At 71.9% G+C, this 23,035-nt stretch carries 20 protein-coding genes; 8 read left to right on the forward strand and 12 right to left on the reverse strand.

Translation table 11 applies throughout. The annotated features are described in order from the left end of the window. Positions 1–7: 7 nt before the first annotated feature. On the reverse strand, positions 8–511 hold the full coding sequence (locus AB0B57_RS05755) for a DinB family protein (RefSeq protein WP_357065452.1): 504 nt from the start codon (positions 509–511) through the stop codon (positions 8–10). Positions 512–646: 135 nt separating this feature from the next. On the opposite strand from AB0B57_RS05755, the gene AB0B57_RS05760 reads away from it, so the two are divergent. After that, positions 647–1,558, forward strand: a complete 912-nt coding sequence (locus AB0B57_RS05760; protein ID WP_357065454.1) for a DUF72 domain-containing protein — start codon at positions 647–649, stop codon at positions 1,556–1,558. 14 nt (positions 1,559–1,572) lie between these two features. On the opposite strand, the gene AB0B57_RS05765 is transcribed toward AB0B57_RS05760, so the two are convergent. Together AB0B57_RS05765 and AB0B57_RS05770 are read right to left on the reverse strand one after the other, a co-directional pair. Beyond that, positions 1,573–1,944, reverse strand: coding sequence for a hypothetical protein (locus AB0B57_RS05765; protein ID WP_357065455.1), 372 nt, complete (start codon positions 1,942–1,944; stop codon positions 1,573–1,575). A gap of 170 nt (positions 1,945–2,114) precedes the next feature. After that, a complete protein-coding gene (locus tag AB0B57_RS05770) occupies positions 2,115–2,744 on the reverse strand; it encodes a hypothetical protein (RefSeq protein ID WP_357065457.1) in 630 nt (209 codons plus the stop codon). 196 nt (positions 2,745–2,940) lie between these two features. Between AB0B57_RS05770 and AB0B57_RS05775 the strand changes: the two genes are divergently transcribed. Beyond that, on the forward strand, positions 2,941–3,111 hold the full coding sequence (locus AB0B57_RS05775) for a hypothetical protein (RefSeq protein WP_357065458.1): 171 nt from the start codon (positions 2,941–2,943) through the stop codon (positions 3,109–3,111). 15 nt (positions 3,112–3,126) lie between these two features. On the opposite strand, the gene AB0B57_RS05780 is transcribed toward AB0B57_RS05775, so the two are convergent. Together AB0B57_RS05780 and AB0B57_RS05785 are read right to left on the reverse strand one after the other, a co-directional pair. Further along, the gene (locus AB0B57_RS05780; protein ID WP_357065460.1) at positions 3,127–3,990 is read right to left on the reverse strand and encodes an alpha/beta fold hydrolase; all 864 of its coding nucleotides are present in this window, start codon (positions 3,988–3,990) and stop codon (positions 3,127–3,129) included. A 100-nt stretch (positions 3,991–4,090) separates the two neighbouring features. Then, positions 4,091–5,347, reverse strand: coding sequence for a hypothetical protein (locus tag AB0B57_RS05785; protein ID WP_357065462.1), 1,257 nt, complete (start codon positions 5,345–5,347; stop codon positions 4,091–4,093). A gap of 281 nt (positions 5,348–5,628) precedes the next feature. On the opposite strand from AB0B57_RS05785, the gene AB0B57_RS05790 reads away from it, so the two are divergent. From AB0B57_RS05790 to AB0B57_RS05810, 5 genes are all read left to right on the forward strand, one after another. Next, entirely contained in the window at positions 5,629–7,758 is a 2,130-nt protein-coding gene (locus tag AB0B57_RS05790) for a DNA topoisomerase IV subunit B (protein WP_357065599.1), read from the forward strand. A 44-nt stretch (positions 7,759–7,802) separates the two neighbouring features. Beyond that, positions 7,803–10,286 (forward strand): DNA topoisomerase IV subunit A, encoded by a 2,484-nt coding sequence (locus AB0B57_RS05795; protein ID WP_357065464.1) that lies wholly within the window; start codon positions 7,803–7,805, stop codon positions 10,284–10,286. Between the two features lie 198 nt (positions 10,287–10,484). Further along, entirely contained in the window at positions 10,485–11,075 is a 591-nt protein-coding gene (locus AB0B57_RS05800) for a hypothetical protein (RefSeq protein ID WP_357065466.1), read from the forward strand. A 69-nt stretch (positions 11,076–11,144) separates the two neighbouring features. Next, a complete protein-coding gene (locus AB0B57_RS05805) occupies positions 11,145–12,281 on the forward strand; it encodes a histidine kinase (protein WP_357065468.1) in 1,137 nt (378 codons plus the stop codon). Further along, positions 12,278–12,952: a response regulator transcription factor gene (locus AB0B57_RS05810; protein ID WP_357065470.1), complete on the forward strand. Its 675-nt coding sequence runs from the start codon at positions 12,278–12,280 to the stop codon at positions 12,950–12,952. The genes AB0B57_RS05805 and AB0B57_RS05810 overlap by 4 nt, the downstream gene beginning before the upstream one ends. Positions 12,953–12,974: 22 nt before the next feature. Here AB0B57_RS05810 and AB0B57_RS05815 read toward each other — a convergent pair whose 3' ends face one another. From AB0B57_RS05815 to pseB, 7 genes are all read right to left on the reverse strand, one after another. Further along, positions 12,975–13,610 (reverse strand): alpha-ketoglutarate-dependent dioxygenase AlkB, encoded by a 636-nt coding sequence (locus tag AB0B57_RS05815; RefSeq protein ID WP_357065472.1) that lies wholly within the window; start codon positions 13,608–13,610, stop codon positions 12,975–12,977. Positions 13,611–13,986: 376 nt separating this feature from the next. Further along, positions 13,987–15,096, reverse strand: a complete 1,110-nt coding sequence (locus AB0B57_RS05820) for a spore coat protein (protein ID WP_357065601.1) — start codon at positions 15,094–15,096, stop codon at positions 13,987–13,989. Continuing rightward, complete coding sequence (locus AB0B57_RS05825; RefSeq protein ID WP_357065604.1) at positions 15,093–15,845, reverse strand: glycosyltransferase family protein; 753 nt, start codon at positions 15,843–15,845, stop codon at positions 15,093–15,095. The genes AB0B57_RS05820 and AB0B57_RS05825 overlap by 4 nt, the downstream gene beginning before the upstream one ends. Positions 15,846–15,865: 20 nt before the next feature. Next, complete coding sequence (locus AB0B57_RS05830) at positions 15,866–17,638, reverse strand: class I SAM-dependent methyltransferase (RefSeq protein WP_357065607.1); 1,773 nt, start codon at positions 17,636–17,638, stop codon at positions 15,866–15,868. Between the two features lie 205 nt (positions 17,639–17,843). Next, positions 17,844–18,692 carry a hypothetical protein gene (locus AB0B57_RS05835; protein WP_357065474.1) on the reverse strand — a complete coding sequence of 283 codons (849 nt, stop codon included), beginning with the start codon at positions 18,690–18,692 and terminating at the stop codon, positions 17,844–17,846. 10 nt (positions 18,693–18,702) lie between these two features. Then, positions 18,703–19,860, reverse strand: a complete 1,158-nt coding sequence (locus tag AB0B57_RS05840; protein ID WP_357065476.1) for an aminotransferase class I/II-fold pyridoxal phosphate-dependent enzyme — start codon at positions 19,858–19,860, stop codon at positions 18,703–18,705. Further along, positions 19,857–20,840 (reverse strand): UDP-N-acetylglucosamine 4,6-dehydratase (inverting), encoded by a 984-nt coding sequence (gene pseB, locus AB0B57_RS05845; protein WP_357065478.1) that lies wholly within the window; start codon positions 20,838–20,840, stop codon positions 19,857–19,859. The genes AB0B57_RS05840 and pseB overlap by 4 nt, the downstream gene beginning before the upstream one ends. Before the next feature lie 367 nt (positions 20,841–21,207). On the opposite strand from pseB, the gene AB0B57_RS05850 reads away from it, so the two are divergent. Continuing rightward, on the forward strand, positions 21,208–22,941 hold the full coding sequence (locus AB0B57_RS05850; RefSeq protein WP_357065480.1) for a hypothetical protein: 1,734 nt from the start codon (positions 21,208–21,210) through the stop codon (positions 22,939–22,941). Positions 22,942–23,035: the final 94 nt, after the last annotated feature.

Raw genomic sequence — 23,035 nt, forward strand, 5'->3', positions numbered from 1 at the left:
CTGCCGGTCAGCCCATCGTCTTCGCGCCGTCGATCGACTCCCGCAGGATGTCGGCGTGCCCGGCGTGCTGGGACGTCTCGGCGATCAGGTGCAGCAGCACCCGGCGGACCGTCCAACTCGCCCCCGGCTCGAACCAGGGTGCCTGCGGCAGCGGGTGCGCCGCGTCCAGGTCGAGGGTGGCGACCAGCGCGTCGGTCTGGGCGGCAACCGCCTGGAACCGCTCGACCAGACCGGCGAGGGTCTCGCCCGGTGCCAGCTGGAACTGACCGACCCAGTCGATCTCCTCACGCTGCATCGCCTCCGCGCCGCCCACGGCGAAGAGCATCCACCGGTGCTCGACGCCGGCCACGTGCTTGACCAGGCCGCCGAGGCTCAGCTCGCTCACCGTCGGGCGGGTGGCGGCCTGCTCGTCGGTGAGCCCGTCCACCGTGTGCAGCAGGAAACCCCGGTGCCGGCGCAGCGTCTGTAGTAGATCGGCCCGCTCACCGGTGAGCTGCTCCGTGCTGGTCATGCCGCCACCCTTCGTCGATGTCCACTCGGTGCCACCGTAGGCCCAGGCACCGACACTTCCGGTGTCGGACACGACGTGCGACGTACGAGCCGCCAGCGGTTGCCGATCCGCGTCGGTGGCGGTCCACTGAATGACATGGGTGTGATCAAGGTGGGTACGTCGTCCTGGGCCGACCAGTCGCTGCTGCGCTCGGGGTGGTACCCGCGCTCGGCCAACACGCCGGCCCGTCGGCTCGGTTTCTACGCCGGCCGGTTCCCGCTGGTCGAGGTCGACACGTCCTACTACGCCGTACCCGTACCGGAGACCACGCAGGGCTGGGTCGACGCCACACCCGACGACTTCACCTTCGACGTCAAGGCGTTCAGTCTCTTCACCGGCCATCCGACGCCGGTCGCCGCGCTACCCCGGGACCTGCGCCCGACCGCCGGCCCGAGCCGGATCCGCCGCCGGGACCTGCCGGAGCGGGCGTACGACGAGCTGTGGGCCCGGTTCCGCGCGGCCCTCGACCCGATCGCGGCGGCCGGCAAGCTGGGTGCGGTGCTGTTGCAGTTCCCACCGTGGCTGGTGCGCGGCGCGGCGGCCGAACGCCGGATCGTCGAGCTGGCGCAGCGCTGCCGGCCGTGGCGGGTGGGTGTGGAGCTGCGGCACGGCTCCTGGTTCGACGGCCCGGCCGCGTCGGACACGCTGGACCTGCTGCGCGCGCACGACCTGTCCCTGGTCTGCGTCGACATGCCGCAGGGGCACCCTTCGTCGGTGCCGCCGATCCTGACCACGACCGCGGAGCCGGCGATCGTCCGGTTCCACGGCCACAGCCGGGCCTGGGGCGACGGCGACAAGCAGGAGAAGTTCCGGTACGCGTACGACGAGGCCGAGCTCGCGCACTGGGCCGGGCGGTTGGCCGAGCTCGCCGGTCCGACCGACGACCTGCACGTGTTGTTCAACAACTGCTGCGCCGGTCAGGCCCAACGCGACGCGACCCGGCTGGCGCAACTGCTCACCGAGACCATGATCGCCGACCGGAGTGTTGCGGCCGGATCGAGCGGCTGACCGGCCACGGGGGATCAGGAGCGTCGACCCCGGCTACGCAGCGCGTCCTGTGTCGAATCGCCGATGTCGGCGTCGTCCGGGAAGGTCCGGCCGCTGGGCGCCGGGTCCGGTGGGGCGCCGGGGCCGGCCATCGTCGTCCGGGTCGGCTCCACCGAGCCGAAGCCGTGCCGTCCCGCCGGGTCGGTCCGGCCCGACGGGGCACCCGCACGCCGTTCCCCGCGTCGTCCCTCGGGCACCGCGGTCTCCTCGCTGCCCTCGTCCATCGGCGAGTCCGCGTCGGCACCCCAGGGCGCGTCGGCGTCGAAGCCGTCGCCGCCGCCCCACGGCTGGGTCGCCTCCGGCTCCTGCCGGTCGTTGTCACCACTGCGTCCCTTGTGCACCGTCATGGCCACCCCGCTCGTCGGTCCGCCGCTGCCGGCGGACGGTGTGCCGTTCTCGGGTCGCGCCCGCCCGCGCCGGTGCCGTCGCAGGAGCGTCGTCGCCGCGTCGGGGAGCGCACGGGACCGGCCAGCGCCCCACCGTCGAGAGGGCGGCGGGACGCGGGCCGGCCCGGCGTTCAGCGTCCGGCCATCGCCATCGGCCGTTTTCCGTTGCTCGTGCCAGCCATCTTGATCATGCCCTTCGAGGCACCCTTCATGCTGCTGCCCCGGCCGAGAATCCCCTTGAACACCTGGCCGGGCTTCTGCTGCTCACCCATGTACGCGGTGACCACCACCAGGGCCCCGGTCAACGCCGGAATGGCCCACTGGAGCAGCTTCATCTGCCGCTGCGAGGAGGCCACGCTCGCCGGGGTCTGGTGGTTCGGCTCGGTGGTCCCGCTCACCGGCGAGGCACCGGCCTTCTCCAGGCGCATGCCGACCAACCGGCTGTAGCCGGTCACGGCCAGCGCGCCGATCGTCAACGCCGTCTTGATGGCGCTGGTACGGCCCACCCCGGACTGAGCCGCCACGCGTGGGCTCTCCGTCACCAACTCGCCGACCGCACCGGCCAGGTGCGCGCCGATGGCGGCGGCGTTGACCGGGGTCCATCTGGACCATCCGGCCGACGCGACCGAGAGTCGCTGGGTCGAGTCGCTGATCTTCCCTGCCGCGCCGTTGACGCCGAAGGCACCCATGAGGGAGCCGCCGAACCAGGCCGCGAGACCCAGATCGTGCATCGAGCGCAGTGCGGTATGCCGTTCGGACATGTGATCCCCTTCCGCCGTGTTGGGCGCTGCGGCTTACCCGCCGCCCGGGCGGCTAACCCCGTCACCCGGCGGCCGATCGGCACCGCACCGGCAGGACCGCGACATACGGGTTTCGAGGTGCCGCACCACCGCCGGCAGGAGTCGTTCGCGCGGTGGCGGGTAGATCCCGAGCGACGCTGACCGAGAGGGGAACGGGATGTCGCAGCCGGACGAGAGTCGGGAGAAGACCCCGAAAACCGACGCGGTGCTCATGCACCCGGACAACGACCCACACAAGAACACCGCGGAGGTCGCGCCGCGCAAGGACCACGCCAAGATCCAGGTGGAGCGCGACGGCGAGCTGGTGCCGCTGGACCAGGACGAGTGACCGGCCCGACCCGGCTCAGCGGGGCGGCAGGTCGCCGGCGAAACTGGCGATCCGCCGCGCCAACGGGGTGCTCGCGCGGACCCACGTGAAGTGGTCCAGAGCCGCACCGGCCTCCGCCACCGAGTAGCGCTCCCGGGTGAGCGGGGCCGCGACGAGCTTCGCGCAGAGGGCGTCCATCGTCTCGTGCGGGGTGTACTGGTCGTCGTCCACACTGACCGCCAGCGTCGGCGTGCGCACCGCGCGTACCGCAGCCTCGGTGTCCGTGCCGTTCAGCCGGGGAAAACGGCCGGTGCGCGCGGTGTGGGCCCAGTCGCGGATCACGCCGCGCGCCTGCCGGCCGCCGAAGCCCCAGCCCGGCCAGACCCGCAGCAGGGCCGCGGTGGCGGCGATCCCCTGGGTGTACGGCAGGACGCCGAGGCCGCGCAGGCCCGGGTAGTGTCGCCAGTACGGGATGCCGACCGCGATCAGTGCCAACGCGTCCACCTCGTCGCCGCCGTGCAGGGCGAGGTGCAGCAGCGCGGCCTGACCGCCGAGCGAGTGCCCCAGCAACAGGCGGTTACGCCCGTCCAGTCGTGGCTTGAGGGCGGCCAGAACGGCCCCGACGTCGTCGGCCAACTCGGCGTAGCCGTAGCGGTCGGCCCGGCTCGGCGTCGGAGTGCTCGCCCCGGTTCCGCGCAGGTCGGCGACGACCACGGCCAACCCGGCGGCGCGTAGCGTGGCCGCGAAGGGGCGGTAGTAGCGGGCCCGCACACCCATCGCGGGCCAGATCACGACCACCGGCGCACCCGTGGTGTCGGGCGGTTCGGGGTAGACCTGCACACCCAACCGGCCGCCGTCGACGTCGACGAACTCCTGCGCGTACTCCGGATCTTGATCCACCGGCTCAGCCTACGGTCCCGGCGTTACCGGCGGGTAGCCGACGGTGCGCCGACGCGACGGAGGGCCCCGCCGCAGCGGGGCCCTCCGGTTGGCGACGCGGTCAGGAGACCGAGATCGTCCCGTTGCCGGCGCGGACGCAGGCGACCGAGCGGGCGCTGGTGGTGGCGGCTCCACTCAGGCACTGACCGAGCACCTGGTGACCCGTGGCGTTCGGGTGCCAGGACTCCTGGCAGGTCTGGAAGTAGCTGACGCAGGTGTTGGCGATGCGCTGGATGGCGATCTTGTCCTTGCCGGACAGGCTGGTGACGAAGGTGCCGCTCGCGCCGTCCTGCAGCCGGATCGGCGTGGCCAGCGAGCCCGTCGGGCTGCTGGTCTGCTCGCACAGCCGAGCGCCGTTGAAGGCCTGCTGCACGTTCAGGTAGACCAGTTCGTCGGCGGGGAACTCGGCCGCGAGGGTGTCCCGGGCGGACTTCACGATGGTGCCCAGGCCCTGCGAGAACCGGTGTCCGGGCGCCAGGCTGGCCCGGTGGATCGGGCAACCCGCCGCGTACCGCTCGGCACCCAGGTCACGGAACTTGTCCCGGGTGTCGTCGCGGCTGTCCTCCTCGTGGAACTGCGGGTTCAGGTCCAGCGGCAGCGGGTTCGTGTAGTCCTGGAACACCACCCGGTGCTGTCCGTCCGCGTCGATCTGGTCCAGGGTGGTCAGGATCTGGCGTACGGCGGCGGTGGTCTCCGCGGTCGCGGCGCTGAGCTGTGCCGCGGTGGCCAGGTCGGCGTCGCTGCACGGCTTCTGCTCCACCGGCCCGCCGAGGTACGCCCAGAACTCCCACCAGCCGGTCCAGGCGTCGGCGATGAACCGGTTGGCGCACTTCTCCGCGACGCTGCCGAAGGTGAACGAGCTGTTGTTGGAGCCCAGGCCGACCAGCACCAGGTCGATGTCCTGGGTCTGCGCGACGGCGCGGAGCTGGTCCAGCTGCGCGGCCACGGTCCGGCCGTTCGTCCGCGCCTGCGAGGCGTTGGCGATGTCGTGCGGCTGGCCGCCGGAGCAGGCCAGGTTGAACCGGTTCTGGATGCCCGGCAGGTTGGCCTGGTGCAGCGAGGCGTTTGCCGAACGGTGGCAGAAGAACGCGTTGTTGTTCGCCGCGGTCCAACCGGGGAAGCCCTGGGCGACACCGTTGACGTCGACCACCGGGGTGTACGCCCCGGCGCCCTCGCCGCTGATGAAGCTGTCGCCGAGTGCCACCGCGGCGGTGGGCAGCGCGGCGGACGCGGGTGCGGGCAGCGCGACGGCGGTCGACAACGCGGCCATGGCGATCGTTAGTCCCGCGGCGAGCGCGGTACGCCGGAACCTGGGCATGGGGCCCCCATCCATCGAAAGATGAAAGATTCTCTGAGAGCGCGATCAGATCACCCCTGTGCAACGGGCGTCAATGGCCCGTAACAGATTCGTTCGATGAAAGACATGTGGCACACTCCGGTCACTTTCCGAAGCCGTGCGCCCCAACCGACCGTGATCGTGCTTTGCGGTGCGTGCTCCCGTGCTCACCGGCTGACTGTTCGCTGGCTCACGTCCGAGGGCCATCGCGCGGCGGGTCGCGTAGGTCCTCCGGGAGTTGTCCTAGCCTCGGGCTAGGCTCGCTGCGGCGCGCCACGCCGGCTGATGTCGCCGGTGACCGGCAGCACACCGCCGAGACCGGGGAGTACGACCAGTTGACCGCAGAGCCTGACACCCTGTACGGGGCCGATGACCTCACCCACCTTGAGGGGCTGGACGCTGTCCGCAAGCGGCCCGGCATGTACATCGGCTCCACCGACAGCCGTGGCGTGGGTCACCTCGTCAACGAGATCCTCGACAACTCCACCGACGAGGGTGTCGCCGGTCACGCCGACCACGTCGAGGTGATCCTGCACGCCGACGGCTCGGTGCAGGTCGACGACGACGGCCGGGGCATCCCCACCGACGTGCACGCCAAATCCGGCATCTCCGGCGTCGAGCTGGTGCTGACCCGGCTGCACGCCGGCGGCAAGTTCGGCGGCTCCGGCTACAAGACCTCCGGCGGCCTGCACGGCGTCGGCGCCTCGGCGGTCAACGCGCTGTCCCGCCGCTTCGACGTGACAGTCCGCCGAGCCGGCAAGATCCACACGATGTCCTTCCGGCACGGCGTCCCGGGCATCTTCGACGGCGCCGGGCCCGACGCGCCCTTCACCGCCGGCCCCGGCCTCCAGGTCACCGGCGCGATGAAACGCGGCCAACGCACCGGCACCTCGATCCGCTGGTGGCACGACGCCCGCTACTTCGAGACCGGCGCCGCACTCGACGTGGACGCCGTCCGCACCAAGCTGCGCAACACCGCCTTCCTGGTCCCCGGCGTGACCTACCTGCTGCGTGACCTGACCGGCGAGGCGCCCGCCGAGGAGCGGTTCCACTACCCCAACGGGCTCAGTGACATGGTGGAGTTTCTCGCACCGGCCGGCGACCGGCCCGTCTCCGGCACCCTGCTGGTCAACGGCGAGGGCACCTACCGGGAGAACGCCGCCGACGCCAACGGCGTCATGCAGTCCAACGTGCAGCGGCGCGCCGAGGTCGAGGTGGCGTTCCGGTGGGGCACCGGCTACGACCGCACCGTCGAGTGCTTCACCAACACCATCCGCAACGCACACGGCGGCACCCACCGCAAGGGCTTCGAGCGGGCCCTCGTCCGCGCCCTCGCCGACGCGGTCCGCAACACCCGCGGCCTGCTCAAGGCCAAGGAGGAGCCGCCCACCCTGGACGACGTCCTGGAGGGGATGACCGCGGTGGTGCACGTGCGCATCCCCGAGCCCCAGTTCACCTCGCAGACCAAGGACGAGCTGTCCACCCCGGGGATCACCAAGGTGCTCCAGGGTCTGGTCGACGCGCACGTGAAGGCCTGGCTGGAGGACCGGCGCACCAAGGCCGAGGCCCGCACGGTCCTGCAGAAGATCGTCGACGCGGCCCGGGTGCGTCTCACCCAGAAGCAACAGAAGGACGCCGCCCGGCGCAAGACCGCCCTGGAGGGCGCGTCCATGCCGCCGAAGCTCGTCGACTGCCGGGCCACCGGCATCGACCGCAGCGAGCTGTTCATCGTGGAGGGCGACAGCGCGCTCGGCACGAGCCGGATGGCGCGATCCTCGGAATACCAGGCGCTGCTGCCGATCCGCGGCAAGATCCTCAACGTCCAGAAGGCCAACCTCCAGCAGGTTCTGGACAATGCCGAGTGCGCCGCGATCGTGCAGGTCCTCGGTGCCGGCTCGGGGCGCACGTTCGACCTGTCCGCGCTGCGCTACGGCCGCGTGCTGATCATGGCCGACGCCGACGTGGACGGCGCCCACATCCGGACGCTGCTGATCACCCTCTTCGCCCGGTACATGCGCCCGCTGATCGAGGCCGGTCGGCTCTACGCCGCGATGCCGCCCCTGCACAAGATCACCACCAGGGGGCGCAACCCGCAGACCACCTACACCTACACCCAGGCCGAGATGGAGACGACGGTCCGCAAGCTGGAAAAGGCCGGCAAGCAGATCGTCACACCCATCCCACGCTTCAAGGGTCTCGGTGAGATGGACGCCGACGAGTTGTGGGACACCACGATGAACCCGGCCACCCGCGCCGTCCGCCGGATCACCCTCGACGACGTCGACGCCGCCGAACGCATCCTCGAACTGCTGATGGGGGAGAAGGTCGAGCCGCGCCGCAACTGGCTCATCGACTCCGCCGACCGCGTCGACCGGGATGCGATCGACGCGTGAGCGCCCGTTCCGTTCCAGTTCCAGTTCCCGTGGAGAGCTGAGTCATGGCACGCCGTAAGGAAAACAAGGTCGACCTCTCCTCGTTCGACCAGGCCGGCGCGCGGGTCTTCGACAACCCGCTGGTCACCGAGGTGTCCGACTCCTACCTGGAGTACGCGTTCTCGGTCATCCACTCCCGCGCCCTGCCCGACGCGCGCGACGGCCTCAAGCCCGTGCACCGGCGCATCCTCTGGTCGATGTACGAGCAGGGCTACCGCCCGGATCGCGGCCACGTGAAGTCTGCCCGAATTGTCGGGGATGCGATGGGAAAGTACCATCCACATGGTGATACGGCCATTTATGACGCGATGGTCCGCCTCGCACAGGACTTCTCGCTCAACGTGCCACTCATCGACGGGCATGGAAATTTTGGGTCTCCAGACGATGGCCCGGCTGCCTCGCGTTACACGGAAGCACGAATGTCCCGGGAGGCCATGCTGCTCGTCGGTGAGCTGGGCGAGGACACCGTCGACGTCGAGCCCAACTACGACGGGTCGCTGACCCAGCCGACCGTGCTGCCCGCCGCGTTCCCCAACCTGCTGGTCAACGGCGCGTCCGGGATCGCGGTCGGCATGGCCACCAACATGATCCCGCACAACCTCGCCGAGGTCGTCTCCGCGGCCCGCTGGCTGATCAACCACCCGGACGCCACCCTGGACAAGCTCATGGAGTTCGTTCCCGGCCCCGACCTGCCCACCGGCGGGGTGCTGCTGGGTCTGGACGAGGTGCGCCGGGCGTACGAGACCGGGCGTGGCGTGGTGCGGATGCGCGGCAAGGTGGAGATCGGCCCGATCGAGGGCAGCCGGGGTCGCCAGGCGATCACCGTGGTCGAGCTGCCCTACGGCGTCGGCGCGGAGAAGGTCATCGCGGCGATCACCAACGAGGTCACCAAGACCAAGCGGCTCACCGGCATCGCCGACGTCAAGGACCTCACCGATCGGGAGAGCGGCACCCGGCTCGTCGTCGAGTGCAAGGTCGGGGTCAACCCGCAGGCGCTGCTCGCCGACCTCTACCGGCTGACCCCGCTGGAGCAGTCCTTCGGCGTCAACAACCTGGTCCTGGTCGACGGGCAGCCGCGCACGCTGGGGCTGAAGGCGTTGCTGGAGGTGTTCCTGGCCCACCGGTACGAGGTGATCACCCGGCGTACCTCGTACCGTCGGCGTAAGCGCCAGGAGCGGCTGCACCTGGTCGACGGTCTGCTGATCGCGCTGCTGGACATCGACGAGGTGGTCCGGCTGATCCGGGGCAGCGACGACGCGCAGGCCGCGAAGGACGGGCTGATGAGCCGGTTCGGCCTGTCCGACATCCAGGCGACCTACATCCTGGACACTCCGCTGCGCCGGTTGACCAAGTTCGACCGGATCGAGTTGGAGGCCGAGCAGGAGCGGCTGCGTGCCGAGATCGCCGAGCTGAGCAAGATCCTCGACGACGAGCGGGTGCTCAAGAAGCTGGTCTCCGACGAGTTGGCGGCGGTGGTCAAGCAGTTCGGCACCGAACGGCGGACGACGCTTGTCGACGGCGATCTCAAGGAGGTGCTGGCGGCGTCCGTGCCGGCCGGCCCGCTGGAGGTTGCCGACGACCCGTGCCAGGTGATCCTGTCTGCGACCGGGCTGGTCGCCCGGACCGCGGCCGAGTCGGAGGAGAGCGCCGAGGGGCGCCGGCGCAACGGCCGGGTCAAGCACGACACGGTACGCGCGATCGTGCACTCCACCGCCCGTGGTCGGGTGCTGCTGCTGACGAGTGCGGGTCGGGCCTTCAAGGTCGACGTGCTGCCGCTGCCGGTGTTGCCCGAGCAGGCCGGCACGGTGTCGCTGCGCGGTGGCATGTCCGCGGCCGAGCTGGTGCCGTTGGCCGCGGGGGAGACGGTCGTCGGTCTTGCCCCGTTGGGTGGGCAGGCGGACGGCTCGCCCGGCCTGGCGCTGGGCACCCGGCAGGGCGTGGTGAAGATCTGCGCGCCGGAGTGGCCGGTGCGCTCCGACGAGTTCGAGGTGATCGGCCTTCGGGACGGTGACGAGGTGGTCGGTGCGACCTGGTTGTCCGACGGCACCGAATCGCTGACGTTCGTCACCTCGGAGGCGTCGCTGTTGCGCTTCCCCGCCGGGCTGGTCCGTCCACAGGGCCTCAAGGGCGGCGGGATGGCCGGCATCAACCTGCCGGAGGGGGCGCGGGTGGCGTTCTTCGGCGCGGTCCGCACCGACGACCCGGGGCATGGTGAGCCGATGGTGGTCACCTCCACCGGGGCGACGGTGAAGGTGACGCCGTTCAAGGCGTACCCCGCGAAGGGCCGGGCGACCGGCGGCGTGCGGGCGCACCGGTTCCTCAAGGGTGAGACGGACGTGGTCGTCGCCTGGGTGGGTCCGCGCCCGGTCGGCGCGACCGGCACCGGCGACCCGGTGGAGTTGCCCACGGCGGATCCGCGCCGCGACGGCTCCGGCTTCGCGGTGATGCTCGGCCCAACGGTGGTGGGCCACGTGATCGAACGCGACTGACCGCACCAGGTCGACGTCGACACATGCGCGTGTCGCCAGGCCACGTGGGACTCATGCGTGCGAGCGAGGCTCTCATGCGTGCGGGGGAGGTGGCGGGCACTGGCAAGATCGCCCGGCGGCGCGATGCCGTCGGGGCGGCGAAACGGGAGGCTTGACCACGTCGAACACACGACGTCAGCACCCCGAGGAGACACCACAATGGAGTTTCGTTCCGCCTTCGTCGCCGCCCCGGTCCTGGTGATGAGCTACGGCATCATCCGTCTCGTCGACGGGCTGGACGGCGAGCGTGGTCCCGGCCCGGCCTGGACCATCGGGCACCTCGCATTCATCGGCGCCCTCGTCGCGTTCATCTCGGTGTTCTGGCAGATGCGCCGCATGACTGGCGGCCGGGTCCTGGCGACGGTGTTCGCCACGGCCGGCACCTTCGGCGCGCTGTCGTTGATCACCCAGTTCTCGATCGACCTGGTGGCCGGCCTGCTGGCCACCGACAACTACGGCATGAGCATGATCACTCACCAGGTGCGTACCCTGCCGGGAATCTCGCAGTTGGCCTACGACTTCGGGCCCTACGCCTTCTACCTCGGCCAGCTCGCGTTGGTCGTCCTGCTCGCGGTGCGGCGCCGGGTCAAGGTGTGGACGCCGGTCCTGGTGCTTGCCGACCTTGCCACGCCGTTCATCGACAAGGACCTGATTCCGCTGGGATCGATCTTGTTGCTGGTCTCCTTCCTTCCGCTGGCCCGCCGCGGCACCGCCGCCACCCCGGCGAGCCCGGTGCCCGCCCTCGCCTGAGCGGCGAGTCCGAACCAATCCCCCCGGGGCCGGGGGATCGGCTGCCGATGGGGAGGAGGGTCCGAGCTGATGCACACTGTCGCGATGTCGTTCGCCCGGCTCGTGCGCACCGCCAATCCGTACGTGGTGGATGCGGCGATCGCCGTGTTCGTCCTCGTCGCGGTGTCGCTGCCGTTCGTGCTTCCCCAGCGGGGCGGCGCACCGGGGCCGCTGGCATACCTGCTCAGCGCGGGTACGGCGATCCCGCTGATCTGGCGCAGACGGGTGCCGTTCACCGTGTTGGTGGTGGTCGCACTGGCCACGATCGGGGGCAAGGCCGTGGACGCGCCAGGGCAGCCCCTCGCGTACGGCGGGCTGGTCGCGCTCTACACGGTCGCCGCGCTGGGGGGTCGTCGGCAGCGCTGGGGGGCACTCGCCGCGACCTTCCCGGGTGTGGCGGCAGGGGTGGCGTTCAACACCAACCGCGTCAGTGAATACTTCTACACCTTCCTGGTCTTCTTCACCGCGTACGTCCTGGGTCGACTCAGCCACGCTCGCCAGGAGCGCGCGACAGCGCTGGAGGACCGGGCGCTTCGGGCTGAGCGTGAGCGTGAGTTCGAGGCCGATCGGGCCGCCATCCGTGAGCGGGCGCGGATCGCCAGGGAGATGCACGACGTGTTGTCCCACGCGGTGAGCCTCATGATCGTGCAGGCCGAGGCCGGGCCGGTTGCGGTGCGGACCGCCCCGCACCGGGCCGAGGCGGCGTTCGACGCCATCGCCGCCGCCGGCCGCGACGCCATGGTGCAGCTGCGCGGCATGCTCGGCCTGCTGCGCTCGGAGGCCGGGCCCCGCAGTCCGCAGCCCACCCTGGCCCAGTTGCGGCCGCTGATCGACGGAGTCCCGGCGGCCGGGCTGCGGGTGACAGGTGAACAGCGCCCGGTGTCGGCAGACCTGGAGTTGGCGGCGTACCGCATCGTGCAGGAGGCCCTGACCAATGCCGTCAAGCACGCGGCGGCCAGCACTGTCGACGTCCACCTGGGCTGGTCCCCCGAAGCCCTCGCGATCACCGTGGCCGACGACGGTGCGGGAACCAGTGACCCGGGTGGCGGACACGGCCTCGTCGGCATCCGGGAGCGGGCGATCGCCTGCGGAGGTACGGCGAGAACTGGGCCGGGAGTCGGTGGGCGCGGGTTCACCGTCGAGGTTCGGCTACCCTTCCCGGCGTGACGATTCGGGTGGTGATCGCGGACGACCAGGAGCTTGTGCGCAGCGGATTCGCCATGATCCTTGACGCCCAACCGGACATCACCGTCCTTGCCGAAGTCGGTGACGGCGAGGCGGCCGTGGCCGCCGTTCGGGAGCACCGGCCGGAGGTGGCGCTCCTGGACATCCGGATGCCGACGATGGACGGCATCGAGGCCGCCCGTCGTATCTGTGCCGACGCCGGTAGCCGAGTCATCATGCTCACCACCTTCGACCAGGACGACTACATCTACGAGGCCCTGTATGCCGGTGCCAGTGGCTTCCTGCTCAAGGACGTACGCCGTGAAGACCTCGTCCACGCCGTCCGGGTGGTGGCCTCCGGCGATTCGTTGCTCGCCCCCTCGGTCACTCGGCAGATCATCGCCGACATCGCCGGTCGCCACCGCCCTGGTGCGACCAGGTCGGCCGGTGGGTCCGACGCTCGCCTCGGCGTGCTCACCACCCGCGAACGGGAGACTCTGCACCTGCTGGGCCGAGGTCTGTCCAACGCGGAGATCGCCCAGGCGCTGGTGGTCAGTGAGCACACCGTGAAGACCCATGTCAGCAATGTGCTGACCAAACTCGGCCTCCGAGATCGCGCCCAGGCGGTGATCTGCGCCTACGAGACCGGCCTGATCGCCGTCGGCGAGAGCTGAGCAGCTTCTCTGGCCGCCCGCCTCAGGCCACGCCGACCGGGCGGAACTGGACGCTCACCCGGGGCCCGACCGGGCGGGCGGTTTTCGGGATGGCGTGCTCCCAGGTGCGTTGGCAGGAGCCGCCCATCACGATCAGGTCGCCGTGGCCCACCGGGAAGCGCAGGGTGTCGCCGCCACCACGCGGGCGCAGGAGCAGCGGTCGGGGCGCGCCGAAGGAGACGATCGCGACGACGGTGTCGGTGTGTGCGGAGCGGCCGATGGTGTCGCCGTGCCAGGCGACGCTGTCCCGGCCGGACCGGTAGAGGCACATGCCGGCGGTGACGAAGGGCTCGCCCAGCTCGGGCGCGTAGTGCCGGGTCAGTGCGGCCCGTGCCTCGGTGAGCACCGGGTGGGGCAGTTGCCGGTCGCCGGAATACCAGCAGAGCAGGCGGGGCACGTCGACCTCGCTGTCATACATGGTGCGCCGCTCGGCCCGCCAGGGGACCTCGGTGAGCAGGGTGTCGAGGACGGCGTCGGAGCCGTGCACCCACCCGGGGAGGTGGTCGACCCAGGCGCCCCGGCTGAGCTGGTGCCGGCGGAGCAGACCGGGCAGGGGCCCCAGGGTCGGCCCGGCGTCGGCCAGGTCGAGCATCGACGGCTGGTAGGCGGCCTGCGTCATACGGCCACCCTAGCAGCACTTTCGTACACCCGTGCTAGGGGTGGAGCGCGTCGGCCCGCTGCCTTCCGGGAAGATCGTGCTCGATCCTGGATCTCAACGCCGCTGCGTTAGGTGGAACGGCTGTTCGTCGCCCAGCACTTGCTTCGCCGATCATGGAGTTGTGGTGGGTAACAGAACGCCCGTAAAACCCCAAAGTCGGCACCACAACTCCATGATCGCCAAGCCGGGTCCAACCCGCTCCCCGATCGGGCACTTCCTGTCCCGGGTTGACCCGCCGGCTACAGCCCTAACGCAACGGTGTTGTGCTGGATCTAGTGGCCTTCTGAGCGTTCAAGGGGACTGTTTCCAGCTTCGAGCACGATCTTGCCTGCTGGGATCAGCCGGGAAGGGCGGCGGCGCGTACGGCGTCGAACACCGCGTCCACGACCCGGGCCCGGCCCTGCCCGTCAACTGTCGACCAGGCCTGCGCGGCGAGCGTGGCGCGGCGCTGCGGTGCGCTGAGCAGCCCGTGCAGGGTCCGCGCCGCCGTCGCGCGGGCGGCTCGTCCGGCGACGCCGCCGGTGGTCAGCTCCGGCAGTTCGCCGAGACCGGCGGCCAGGCCGTGCCGCACCACCCGGGTGTACGACTCGCGTTGGTTGTCCACCACACAGACCAGTGCGGCGGGTGCGCCCAGGCAGCAGAGTTCCCAGGTGGACGTGCCGGCGGCGCTGACCACCAGGTCCGCTTCGGTGATCAGGGTCGGTAGCGAGGTGGTGGGCGGGATCGGCCGGATGATCTGCCCACGGCCGGGGGCGATGTCCTCGACCTCTGCCTCCAGCTCGGGTCGGCCGACGATGACCGTGAGGTCCATCGGGTGGCCGGTGGCGACCAGCACCCGGGTCAGTAGCGGGGCCGCGCCGACCGCGTCGGTGCCGCCGAAGAAGGCCAGCACCCGGGGGCGGCTCACCGTCGTGGCGGGCGGGGCGACCGGTGGCCGGGCGCTGATCACGGAGTCGCGCAGCAGGGCGTACCGGCTCCCGGCGAGCAGCCGGCCCGGCAACCGCGCCCCGGCCCCGACATCCCGGCCCGGCGGCTCCGCGCCGGGACCCGGGCTTGTCAGCTCCGCGCCGAAGTTCTGGTCGAGGTAGAGGTCGGCGGCCTGGCCCCGGCTGTCCCCGTCGATGATGGCGAGGGTGAACACGCCGGCGGCGCGCAGGGCGCCCGCCCCGGCCGGGTCCAGCTCGTAGGAGTCGAGAACCATGACGTCCAGCTCGTGGCGGTGGGCTGCCTCGACCAGCTCGGCCGGCGATTCCGGGCCCGGGTGCAGGGGGATGCCTCGTGCGGCCAGCTCCGTGGTGGCCCAGGCGAGCTGTTCGACGGTGCCGAACACGGCGACGTGGGCGCCTCGGGCGAGGAATTCCTCGGCGAGCGCGAGGCAGCGCACGAGGTGGCCGACGCCGCGTCGTGGCCCGGCGTCGCAGCGCAGCCCGATCCGCGGCGTACTCAGGACTCCTCCAGCTGTTTCTGTCGGACGTCGGCGTTGAGGGCGCGCAGCTCGGGCTGCCCGTGCAGCCAGTCGGCGAGTTTGGCGAGCGGCACGCTGACGTCCCCGAAGTGGTCGACGACCGCACTGACCAGCGCCCAGTCCTGCTCGGTGTCGAGGGTGAGCCGCAGGTCGGACCGGTCCGGGGTGAGCGTCACGCCGAGCACCCGGAACAGCTCCGGATGGGTGTACGCGTACGAGGTCACGTGCACCCGGTGGTGGTCGGTGGCGAGCTGGCCCAGGGTACGCAGCGTCTCCGCTCGGATGATCTCGACGTCCAGTCCGCGGGGCAGGGTGCGGGCGATCGACGTGCTCGCGTAGTCCAGCCCGGGGACCGCCCGGTACACCGCCGCGACCAGGGTGATGATCTCCGGGTCGAGCAGCGGGCAGTCGGCGGTGAACCGCATGACCGCGTCCCCCGGGTGCGCCGCGAGGGCGCCCACGAAGCGATCCAGGACGTCGTCGACCGGCCCGCGGTGGCACGGCACGCCCAGCCGGGCGCACTCGGCCACCACGGCGTCGTCGGCGGTGTCCGTGCTGGTCGCGACGACCAGGTCGGCCAGAACACCGCTGTCGCGGGCGGCGCGCACCACCCGGCCCAGCACGGAACGCCCGGCGAGCGGGCGGAGCACCTTGCCGGGCAGCCGCGACGAACCCATCCGGGCCTGCACGATGCCGACGATCCGGGGGGCCGCGCCGTTCGTCGGGGTCAGCCCGGGTGCCGGTACGCCGGTCACTGCTGCTCCTCCTCCTTCGGGCTGAGCACGGCGGTGGCTCGGCGCTTGGCGGCGCGGGCACCCCGTTTGGCCAGCCGGGCGGGGGTGATGGCGAGCCTGCCCACCCGGTAGCTGAGTGATCCGCTGAGCAGGCCGATCGTCGTCTCGGCCCGGCGCAGCGCCCGTTCCCGGGAGGTGAGCAGCTCCTCGGTCCAGGCGGTCAGTGCCGCCAGTCGGGTGAGTTCCTCGCGTTGGCGCAGCCACGCCTCGCGCAGTTGTTGGTAGCTGCGCGCACCGACCGGCGGGTCGGTCGGTGCGACGGCGTGCAGCTCGGTGGCGAGGTGGATCCTGCCGTCGGGGTCCAGCCCGTGCAGGGCGGCGGCGATGGCCGCCTCGGCCTCCACCGCCTCGGCGACTGTCGCACGGTCCAGGTCGTGGCCGGCGAGGCCGCCGAGCACCACGGTCAGGCCGGCGACGTCGAGGGTGGACGACCACGGGTGGGCGTACCCGCCGGTGAGCAGGCCCGCCGCGAAGCGCCACAGGCCGCGGGCCAGCACCACGTCGGCGGGCAGGGCGTCGGTGGCGCGCCAGCTCGGGTCGAGCACCGCGTACCGATCGCCGTCGACGACCACGTTGTCGGTGCCGGCCAGCGCCGCAGCGCCACCGATCCGACCGTCGGTGTCGGCCTGGTCGGCGAGCCAGCCCGCGTACCCGTGCAGGAGCGTGCGCAGGGCGGCCAGGTCGCGGCGCAGGGCCGCGTCGAGCAGCAGGGTACGCAGCAGCCGGCCGGACGGCACCGGCCCGGACAGCGCGTCCGCGTCCCGGTACGCGGCCTCGCGGCTGGCGAACGGCGCGGCGGCCGGCAGGTTCGTGCCGGCGGTGGCGGTGAGCCCCCAGCGCCAGCCCGACGGACCGTGTCGCACCTCCAGCACGCCGATCCCGGGTCGCCCGGTCTGCACCAGCACCACCGGCAGATCCCGGTCGACGGCCGGTGCGGTGGGAGTCGCCGTATCGGCGGGCCGGTGGGCGAGCACCAGCCAGCCCGGTGCGAGGTCGGCGGCGCGGCCGGCGTGCAGCGCGTCCACCGCCAGTCGGGCCGGGTCCTGGAGCACGGTGTCGCCGGTGAAACCGCCGGCGCAGGCGCCGTGCAGCACCGCGTCGAAGAGGCCGGAGCCGGCGTCGGAGTCGAGGTGGTCGGCGTCAACAAGGGCCGTCGGGGTGCCGGCGTCGGGGTACGCGGCCCAGCACGCGCCCGGCCGCAGCCCCGCCGCGGTGAGCCGCTCGCGGAGCTGGTCCCGGTTGGCCGGGTGGGTCCGGTCGAGGACGCCGCCGATCGTCCACGCGGAATCCTCCCGGCCGGCGTACCACGGGGTGGTGGCGACGAGTCGGTGCAGGCCGAGCGGGTTGTCCACGCGCAGCAGCAGCGTGCCACCGGGTCGCAGGGCGGCGACCAGTCGCGCCAGCACGCCGTCCCACCCGAGGCGGGTGCCCTCCACCGACTCCACCGGGTCCAGGCCGGCGGCGGCGATCACCACGTCGTACGTCTCGTCGGGCAACCCGGCCGGACCGCCCACCACCAGGTGTGCGGTGCGCTGGGCCAGCGCGACCGCGTCCGGGTGGCTGCGCAGCAGGCCGGTCACCTCGGCGTGGCCGAGCTGGTCGAGCAGGGCCGGGTCGTGCGGGCCGGCCACCAGCACCCGGGCGCCGGGCGGCACGAGCCGGGCGGCCAGCGCGGCGAGGGGCCCACCGTCGGCCAACCGCTTCTGCGGCAGGTCGGACCAGGCCAGCATCTCACCGCCCGGCAGGGTGATCCGCCCGGCACGTGCCGTCGCAGAGGCTGTCGGGGAACCCCGCAGCGGCTGCGACGGGCCCAGCCGACGACCGGCGGCGTTGGCGGGTGGTCCGGATACAACACCGGTATCCGGACCACCCGCCGCCTTGCCGGATCGCCGCCTGGACTCCGCCTCGCTCGCCCCGGGGTTCCCCGACAGCCTCTCAGTCGTCACGGTGGTCCTCTTCCTCCTGGAGGTTCGCCCAACCGAGCAGCTCGCGCAGCTCTGCCGGCGTGCAGCGGTGGTCGGTGCCGAGCTCGGCGCGGGCGATCTCGACGGCGGTGGGCAAGTCGACCTCGGTGCCGTGCAGCTGAGGCCACTGCCGCCGGATGCGGGCCGTGCCGCCGAAGGTGGGGTCCTCGTTGGACAGGATCATCGGGTCGCCGTAGACCGCCGGTTCGCAGCCGGCCGCGATGCCGTAGAAGATCGCACTGGTCAGCCGGTTGGATGCTACCCGCCGGTGTCGACGCAGCTCGGTCAACTGCTTGTCGAGGAACTCCGGGTCGGTGTCCTTCCACCAGTGCCCCCGGTAGCCGTGGCAGATCACCCGGAACCCGGCGCGCTCGTAGAGCCGGCGGACGCTGCGCATCCGGTACTCGTGCCAGTAGAGGCAGACGGTGACCGGGCCGGGTTCGGTGTCCTGGATCAGGGCGATCAACTTCCGGTGGTCGCCCTTGACGTGCTGGCCCTCCCACCCGTGGAACGGGTACCAGATGGTGCCCTCCCGCTCCTCGTCCGGCGGGTCCTCGGGGCGCAGGGCCAGCAGGTACGCGAACGGGGCGCCGATGACGACCACGTTGCGCCGCCCCACCGACCAGGCCCGCCGACGGGTCTGTTCGGACCAGAGCAGGCTCGGGGCGCGCTCGGCGTACGGGTGACCGGGTGCCAGCCCGTCGCCGATGTTCCAGCCGTGCTGCACGTACCCGTTGATCCGCGGTGGGTGCCGGTCGCCGAGACCGGCGTAGCGGGCCAGCACGTGCGCGTGGCCGTAGAAGTGGTTGGCGTGGTGCATCAGGTTCCCATCAGGCGGCGGAACGCACCGAGCCGACCCGCAGGGCCGCGGTCAGCGCGTCGATGACGCGATCCTGCTCGGCGTCGCCGAGCCCTGGGTAGAGCGGCAGGGACAGCTGCTGGGAGTAGAACGACTCGGCCACCGGGCAGGACCCGCGCCGGTAGCCGAGGTCGGCGAAGGCCGGGTGCCAGTGCACCGGGAGGTAGTTGACCTGGACGCCGATGCCGGCGGCGCGCATCCGGTCGTACACCTCGCGGCGACGCCCGTCGAGCACCCGGATCGGGTAGAGGTGCCAGGCCGGGTCCGCCCAGGACCGGCGGGTCGGCCGGAGTACGCCGTCCAGGTCGGCCAGTGCCTCGTCGTAGCGGGCGACCAGGGCGGCGCGTCGGGCCTTGAACTCGCCGAGCCGGCGCAGTTGGCTGCGGCCCAGGGCGCAGAGCACATCCGGCAGGCGGTAGTTCAGTCCGAACTCGTGCACCTCCTGGTGCCAGCCACCCTCGTCGGCCAAGCGCAGCTCGTCGCGGTCGCGGACCACCCCGACGCCGCGGAAGCGGCGGGCCCGCCGCAGGATCCACGGGTCCAGCGCGGCGACGGCGCCGCCCTCGGCGGTGGTCAGGTTCTTGGTCGGGAAGAACGAGAACGTGGTCAGGTCGGCGAGCGACCCGACCGGTCGACCGTGGTACGTCCCGCCGATCGAGTGCGCCGCGTCGGCGAGGAGCAACGCGTCGCTGCCCTCGACCGACCCGCGCAGCGCGTCGTAGTCGGCGGGGTGGCCGGCGTAGTCGACAGCGGCGACCACCTTCGTTCGCGAGGTGACGGCGGCGGCCGCCGCGGCCGGGTCGAGGCAGAACGTCTCGTCGTCGACGTCGGCGAACACGATCTTCGCGCCGAGGGCGACCGCGCTGCTGGCGGTCGCCACGAACGTCATCGGCGGGACCACCACCTCGTCGCCCGGTCCCACCCCGGCGGCCGCGTACGCCACGTGCAGCGCGGCGGTGCCGTTGGAGACGGCGGCGACACCGACCCCGCCGGTCCAGGCCGCGAGGTCGGCCTCGAAGGCGTCGACCTGCGGACCGGTGGTGAGCCAGTCGCCGCGTAGCACGTCGGCGACGGCGGCGATGTCGTCCTCGGTGATGGAGTGCCGGCCGTACGGGAGCATCCCCGTCATGCGGTGAGGCCGAGCATGTCGCGCAGGTGCTCGACGGTGAGCCACTCGTCGTTGGTGTCCGACTGGTAGGCGAAGCCGTCCGGCACCGGGTCGCAGTCGACCGGCGGCTGGTAGCCCCAGGTGGCGATCGTCGGCTGGACGATGAACCGGCCGTCGGCGCGCAGCGTCCGCCGGCTGTCGTCGGGGGCGATCATCTCCTCGTGCAGCTTCTCGCCCGGCCGGATCCCGATCTCGTGGGTGGTGGCGTCCGGGGCCACGGCCTCGACCAGGTCGAGGATGCGCATGCTCGGGATGCGCGGCACGAACAACTCGCCGCCCTGCATCTGGTCGAACGAGTCCATGACGAACTGCACGGCCTGGTCGAGCGTGATCCAGAAACGGGTCATCCGCTTGTCGGTGATCGGCAGGCTCTTGCCCTCGGCGGCCAGCCGGCGGAACAGCGGGACGACCGAGCCGCGGCTGCCCACCACGTTGCCGTAGCGCACGACGGAGAACCGGGTCGGGTGCTGGGCGGCGTAGTGGTTGGCCGAGACGAAGAGCTTGTCGCCGACCAACTTGGTCGCGCCGTACAGGTTGATGGGGCTGGACGCCTTGTCGGTGGAGAGCGCGATGACCTTCTTGACGCCGGCCTCGATCGCGGCGTCGACGACGTGCTGCGAGCCGGTGATGTTGGTGGCGATGTACTCCGAGGGGTTGTACTCCGCGGTGTCCACCTGCTTGAGCGCGGCGGCGTGCACCACGTGGTCCACGCCGTGCATGGCCCGGGTGAGGCGGTGCCGGTCCCGGATGTCGCCGATGAACCAGCGCAGCCGCGGGTCGTCGCCGAGCTGCTGGCGCAGCTCGTACTGCTTGAGCTCGTCGCGGGAGAACACCACCACCCGGGCGGGGTCGGCCTCGGTGAGGATGTGCCGCAGGAACGTCCTGCCGAAGGAACCCGTTCCCCCGGTGATCAGAATGGACGACCCATTCAACTCACTCAATGTGGTGCTCCCGTGCTCGTGGATGAACGGGCGGCCCTCGGCCGGCCGACCGGGGTGAGACGCTAGCCATGGCGGGTTAACTCCCCGACGCTCGCGGGTTAACCGCGCCCGGTGCTCCCGTGAATGCCGAGCACCACGTAGGCAAACACTTCCGACCGACCCGTAACCGGCCTGACCTGGCCACATTGGGCCGTTACAGTGACCGGCGCGAGTGACCCGGCAGCCCGCTTCGCGGCCGGTCGCGCGTGCACCCGACATCCGCATCGGCCCGGTGCGAGCGGGTCACCCCACGCGTTACCGGCGCGGGCCGAGGGGTCCGCCGGTCGTGCGCGCGGGACCGGTTCGGCCGGCAGTTCTGGAGGCGTTGATGGCATCCGGTAGCGACGTGATCGAACGGCCGGCGACGCTGGCGCGGACACCGGACCCCGCACCGGCGCGACGCTGGTTGGTGCCGGCGCTGCTGGTCGTCGGTTGGGCGCTCAGCGTCGCCTGGCGGATGTGGCTGTCCCGGCACATCGTGCTGCCGATCGCGCACACCGACGAGGACAGCTACCTGAACACCGCCCGCGCGCTGGCCGGCGGCCCGGGCGGGTTCAGCAGCGAGAACGACCTGCTGCGCCGGGTCGGCTACCCGATGCTGATCTCACCGGCGTTCCTCGGCGACCGGGACTTCACCGACAGCTACCGGATCGTCCAGCTGATCAACGCGATGGCGAACTCGACGCTGTTGCCGCTGGCGTACCTGCTCGGCCGTCGCCTGCTCGGCCTGCGCCGGTCGTACGCGCTGCTCGCCGCGGTCGCGGCGGCGACCCTGCCGGCCACCGCCTTCTACGCGGGCATCGCCATGATCGACACGGTGATGGCGCCGCTGGTGGTCGCCTGGCTGCTCGCCGTACACCGGTGGATCGGGCGGCCCGGCCCGCTCGCCGCCGCCACCGTCGGCCTGCTGGTCGGCGCGTTCCACCTGCTGCACTCCCGCGGCCTGGTGATCGTGGCGGTGCACGCCGGTCTGGTCCTGCTGCTGCTGGTCCGCCGCCGGATCGGCCCGCCCGCGGTGCTCGCGGCGCTGCTGCCGGTGCTCGCCATGGCGCTCGTCAACGCCGCCGCCATCCGCCACCTCGGCGACAAGGTCTACCTGCTCGGCAGCACCCCCGGCGGCGGCACGGTCGAGGCGGTCGCCTCGGTGCGGGGCGTGGTTCGCGTCGGCGCGGGCGTCACCACCCAACTCTGGTACCTCGTGGTGATCACCTTCGGGATGGCCGGAGTGGCCTGGGCCGCGGCCGTGCGTGAGCTGTGGCGCCCACGGCACGGCGACGCCGCCCGCTGGACGATGGGCGTGGCGCTCGTGGTGACCGTCGGGGTGGCCGGCGGGGCATCGGTGATCCTGGCCGGCATCACCGGTAAGCCACTGGACGCGATCTACGGCCGCTACGTGCAGATGCTGGCGCCGTTCTGGCTGCTGGTCGGGCTCGGGGTGCTGCTCACCGCCGGCCGCCGGGTGGTGCTGCGCCGGGCGGCCGTCGCGGTGGCCCTGCTGGTCGGCGGCGGTGCGTTGATCGCCGCCCGCCTCGCGTACGTGGCCAGCCAGGGGCACCGGTTGCGCTACGGCGGTTTCAGCGCGCCGGACCTGGTGGCGTTGACCGGGGGCTGGCGGGAGATGCGGCCGGTGCTCGGGTCGATCGTCGGCATCGCCGGCTGTCTGCTGCTCGTCGCCGCCGCGCTGGTGCCCCGACTGCGGTTGCCGATGTTCGGCGTGCTCGTCGTGGCCAACCTCGTCACCATGCAGGTGATCGAGCACCGCATCGTGCGGCCGGCCGTCGCGAGCACCGCGCCGACGCCCCGGGTGGCCGACGTCGGCGTACGCCCCGGCGAGCGGGTCTGGGCCTCGACCGGCGTGCACTACGTCCTCCGGTTCAACCTCAGCCACCAGGTGACCTGGACCGACGTCCGGTGGTTCGGCGAGCAGCCGCCGGCCGCCGCGCAGGTGGTGTTCGCCCGCTGGGCGCCCGGTCAGCCCGACGACTGGGACGGCACGGCGTACGGCTTCGTCCGGCTCGGCGGCAACCCGGTGCAACACTGGGCGGCCTGGCGACGGGCCTGACCGCCCCGGTGGACACCGCCATTCGTGAACGGCGGATGTCCACCGGGAACACCATCGGTTAATGATTCGGGGCCATTGCCCGAATGGGTACGAC

Source organism: Micromonospora sp. NPDC049101 (genome assembly GCF_040648675.1).
Taxonomy (GTDB): domain Bacteria; phylum Actinomycetota; class Actinomycetes; order Mycobacteriales; family Micromonosporaceae; genus Micromonospora.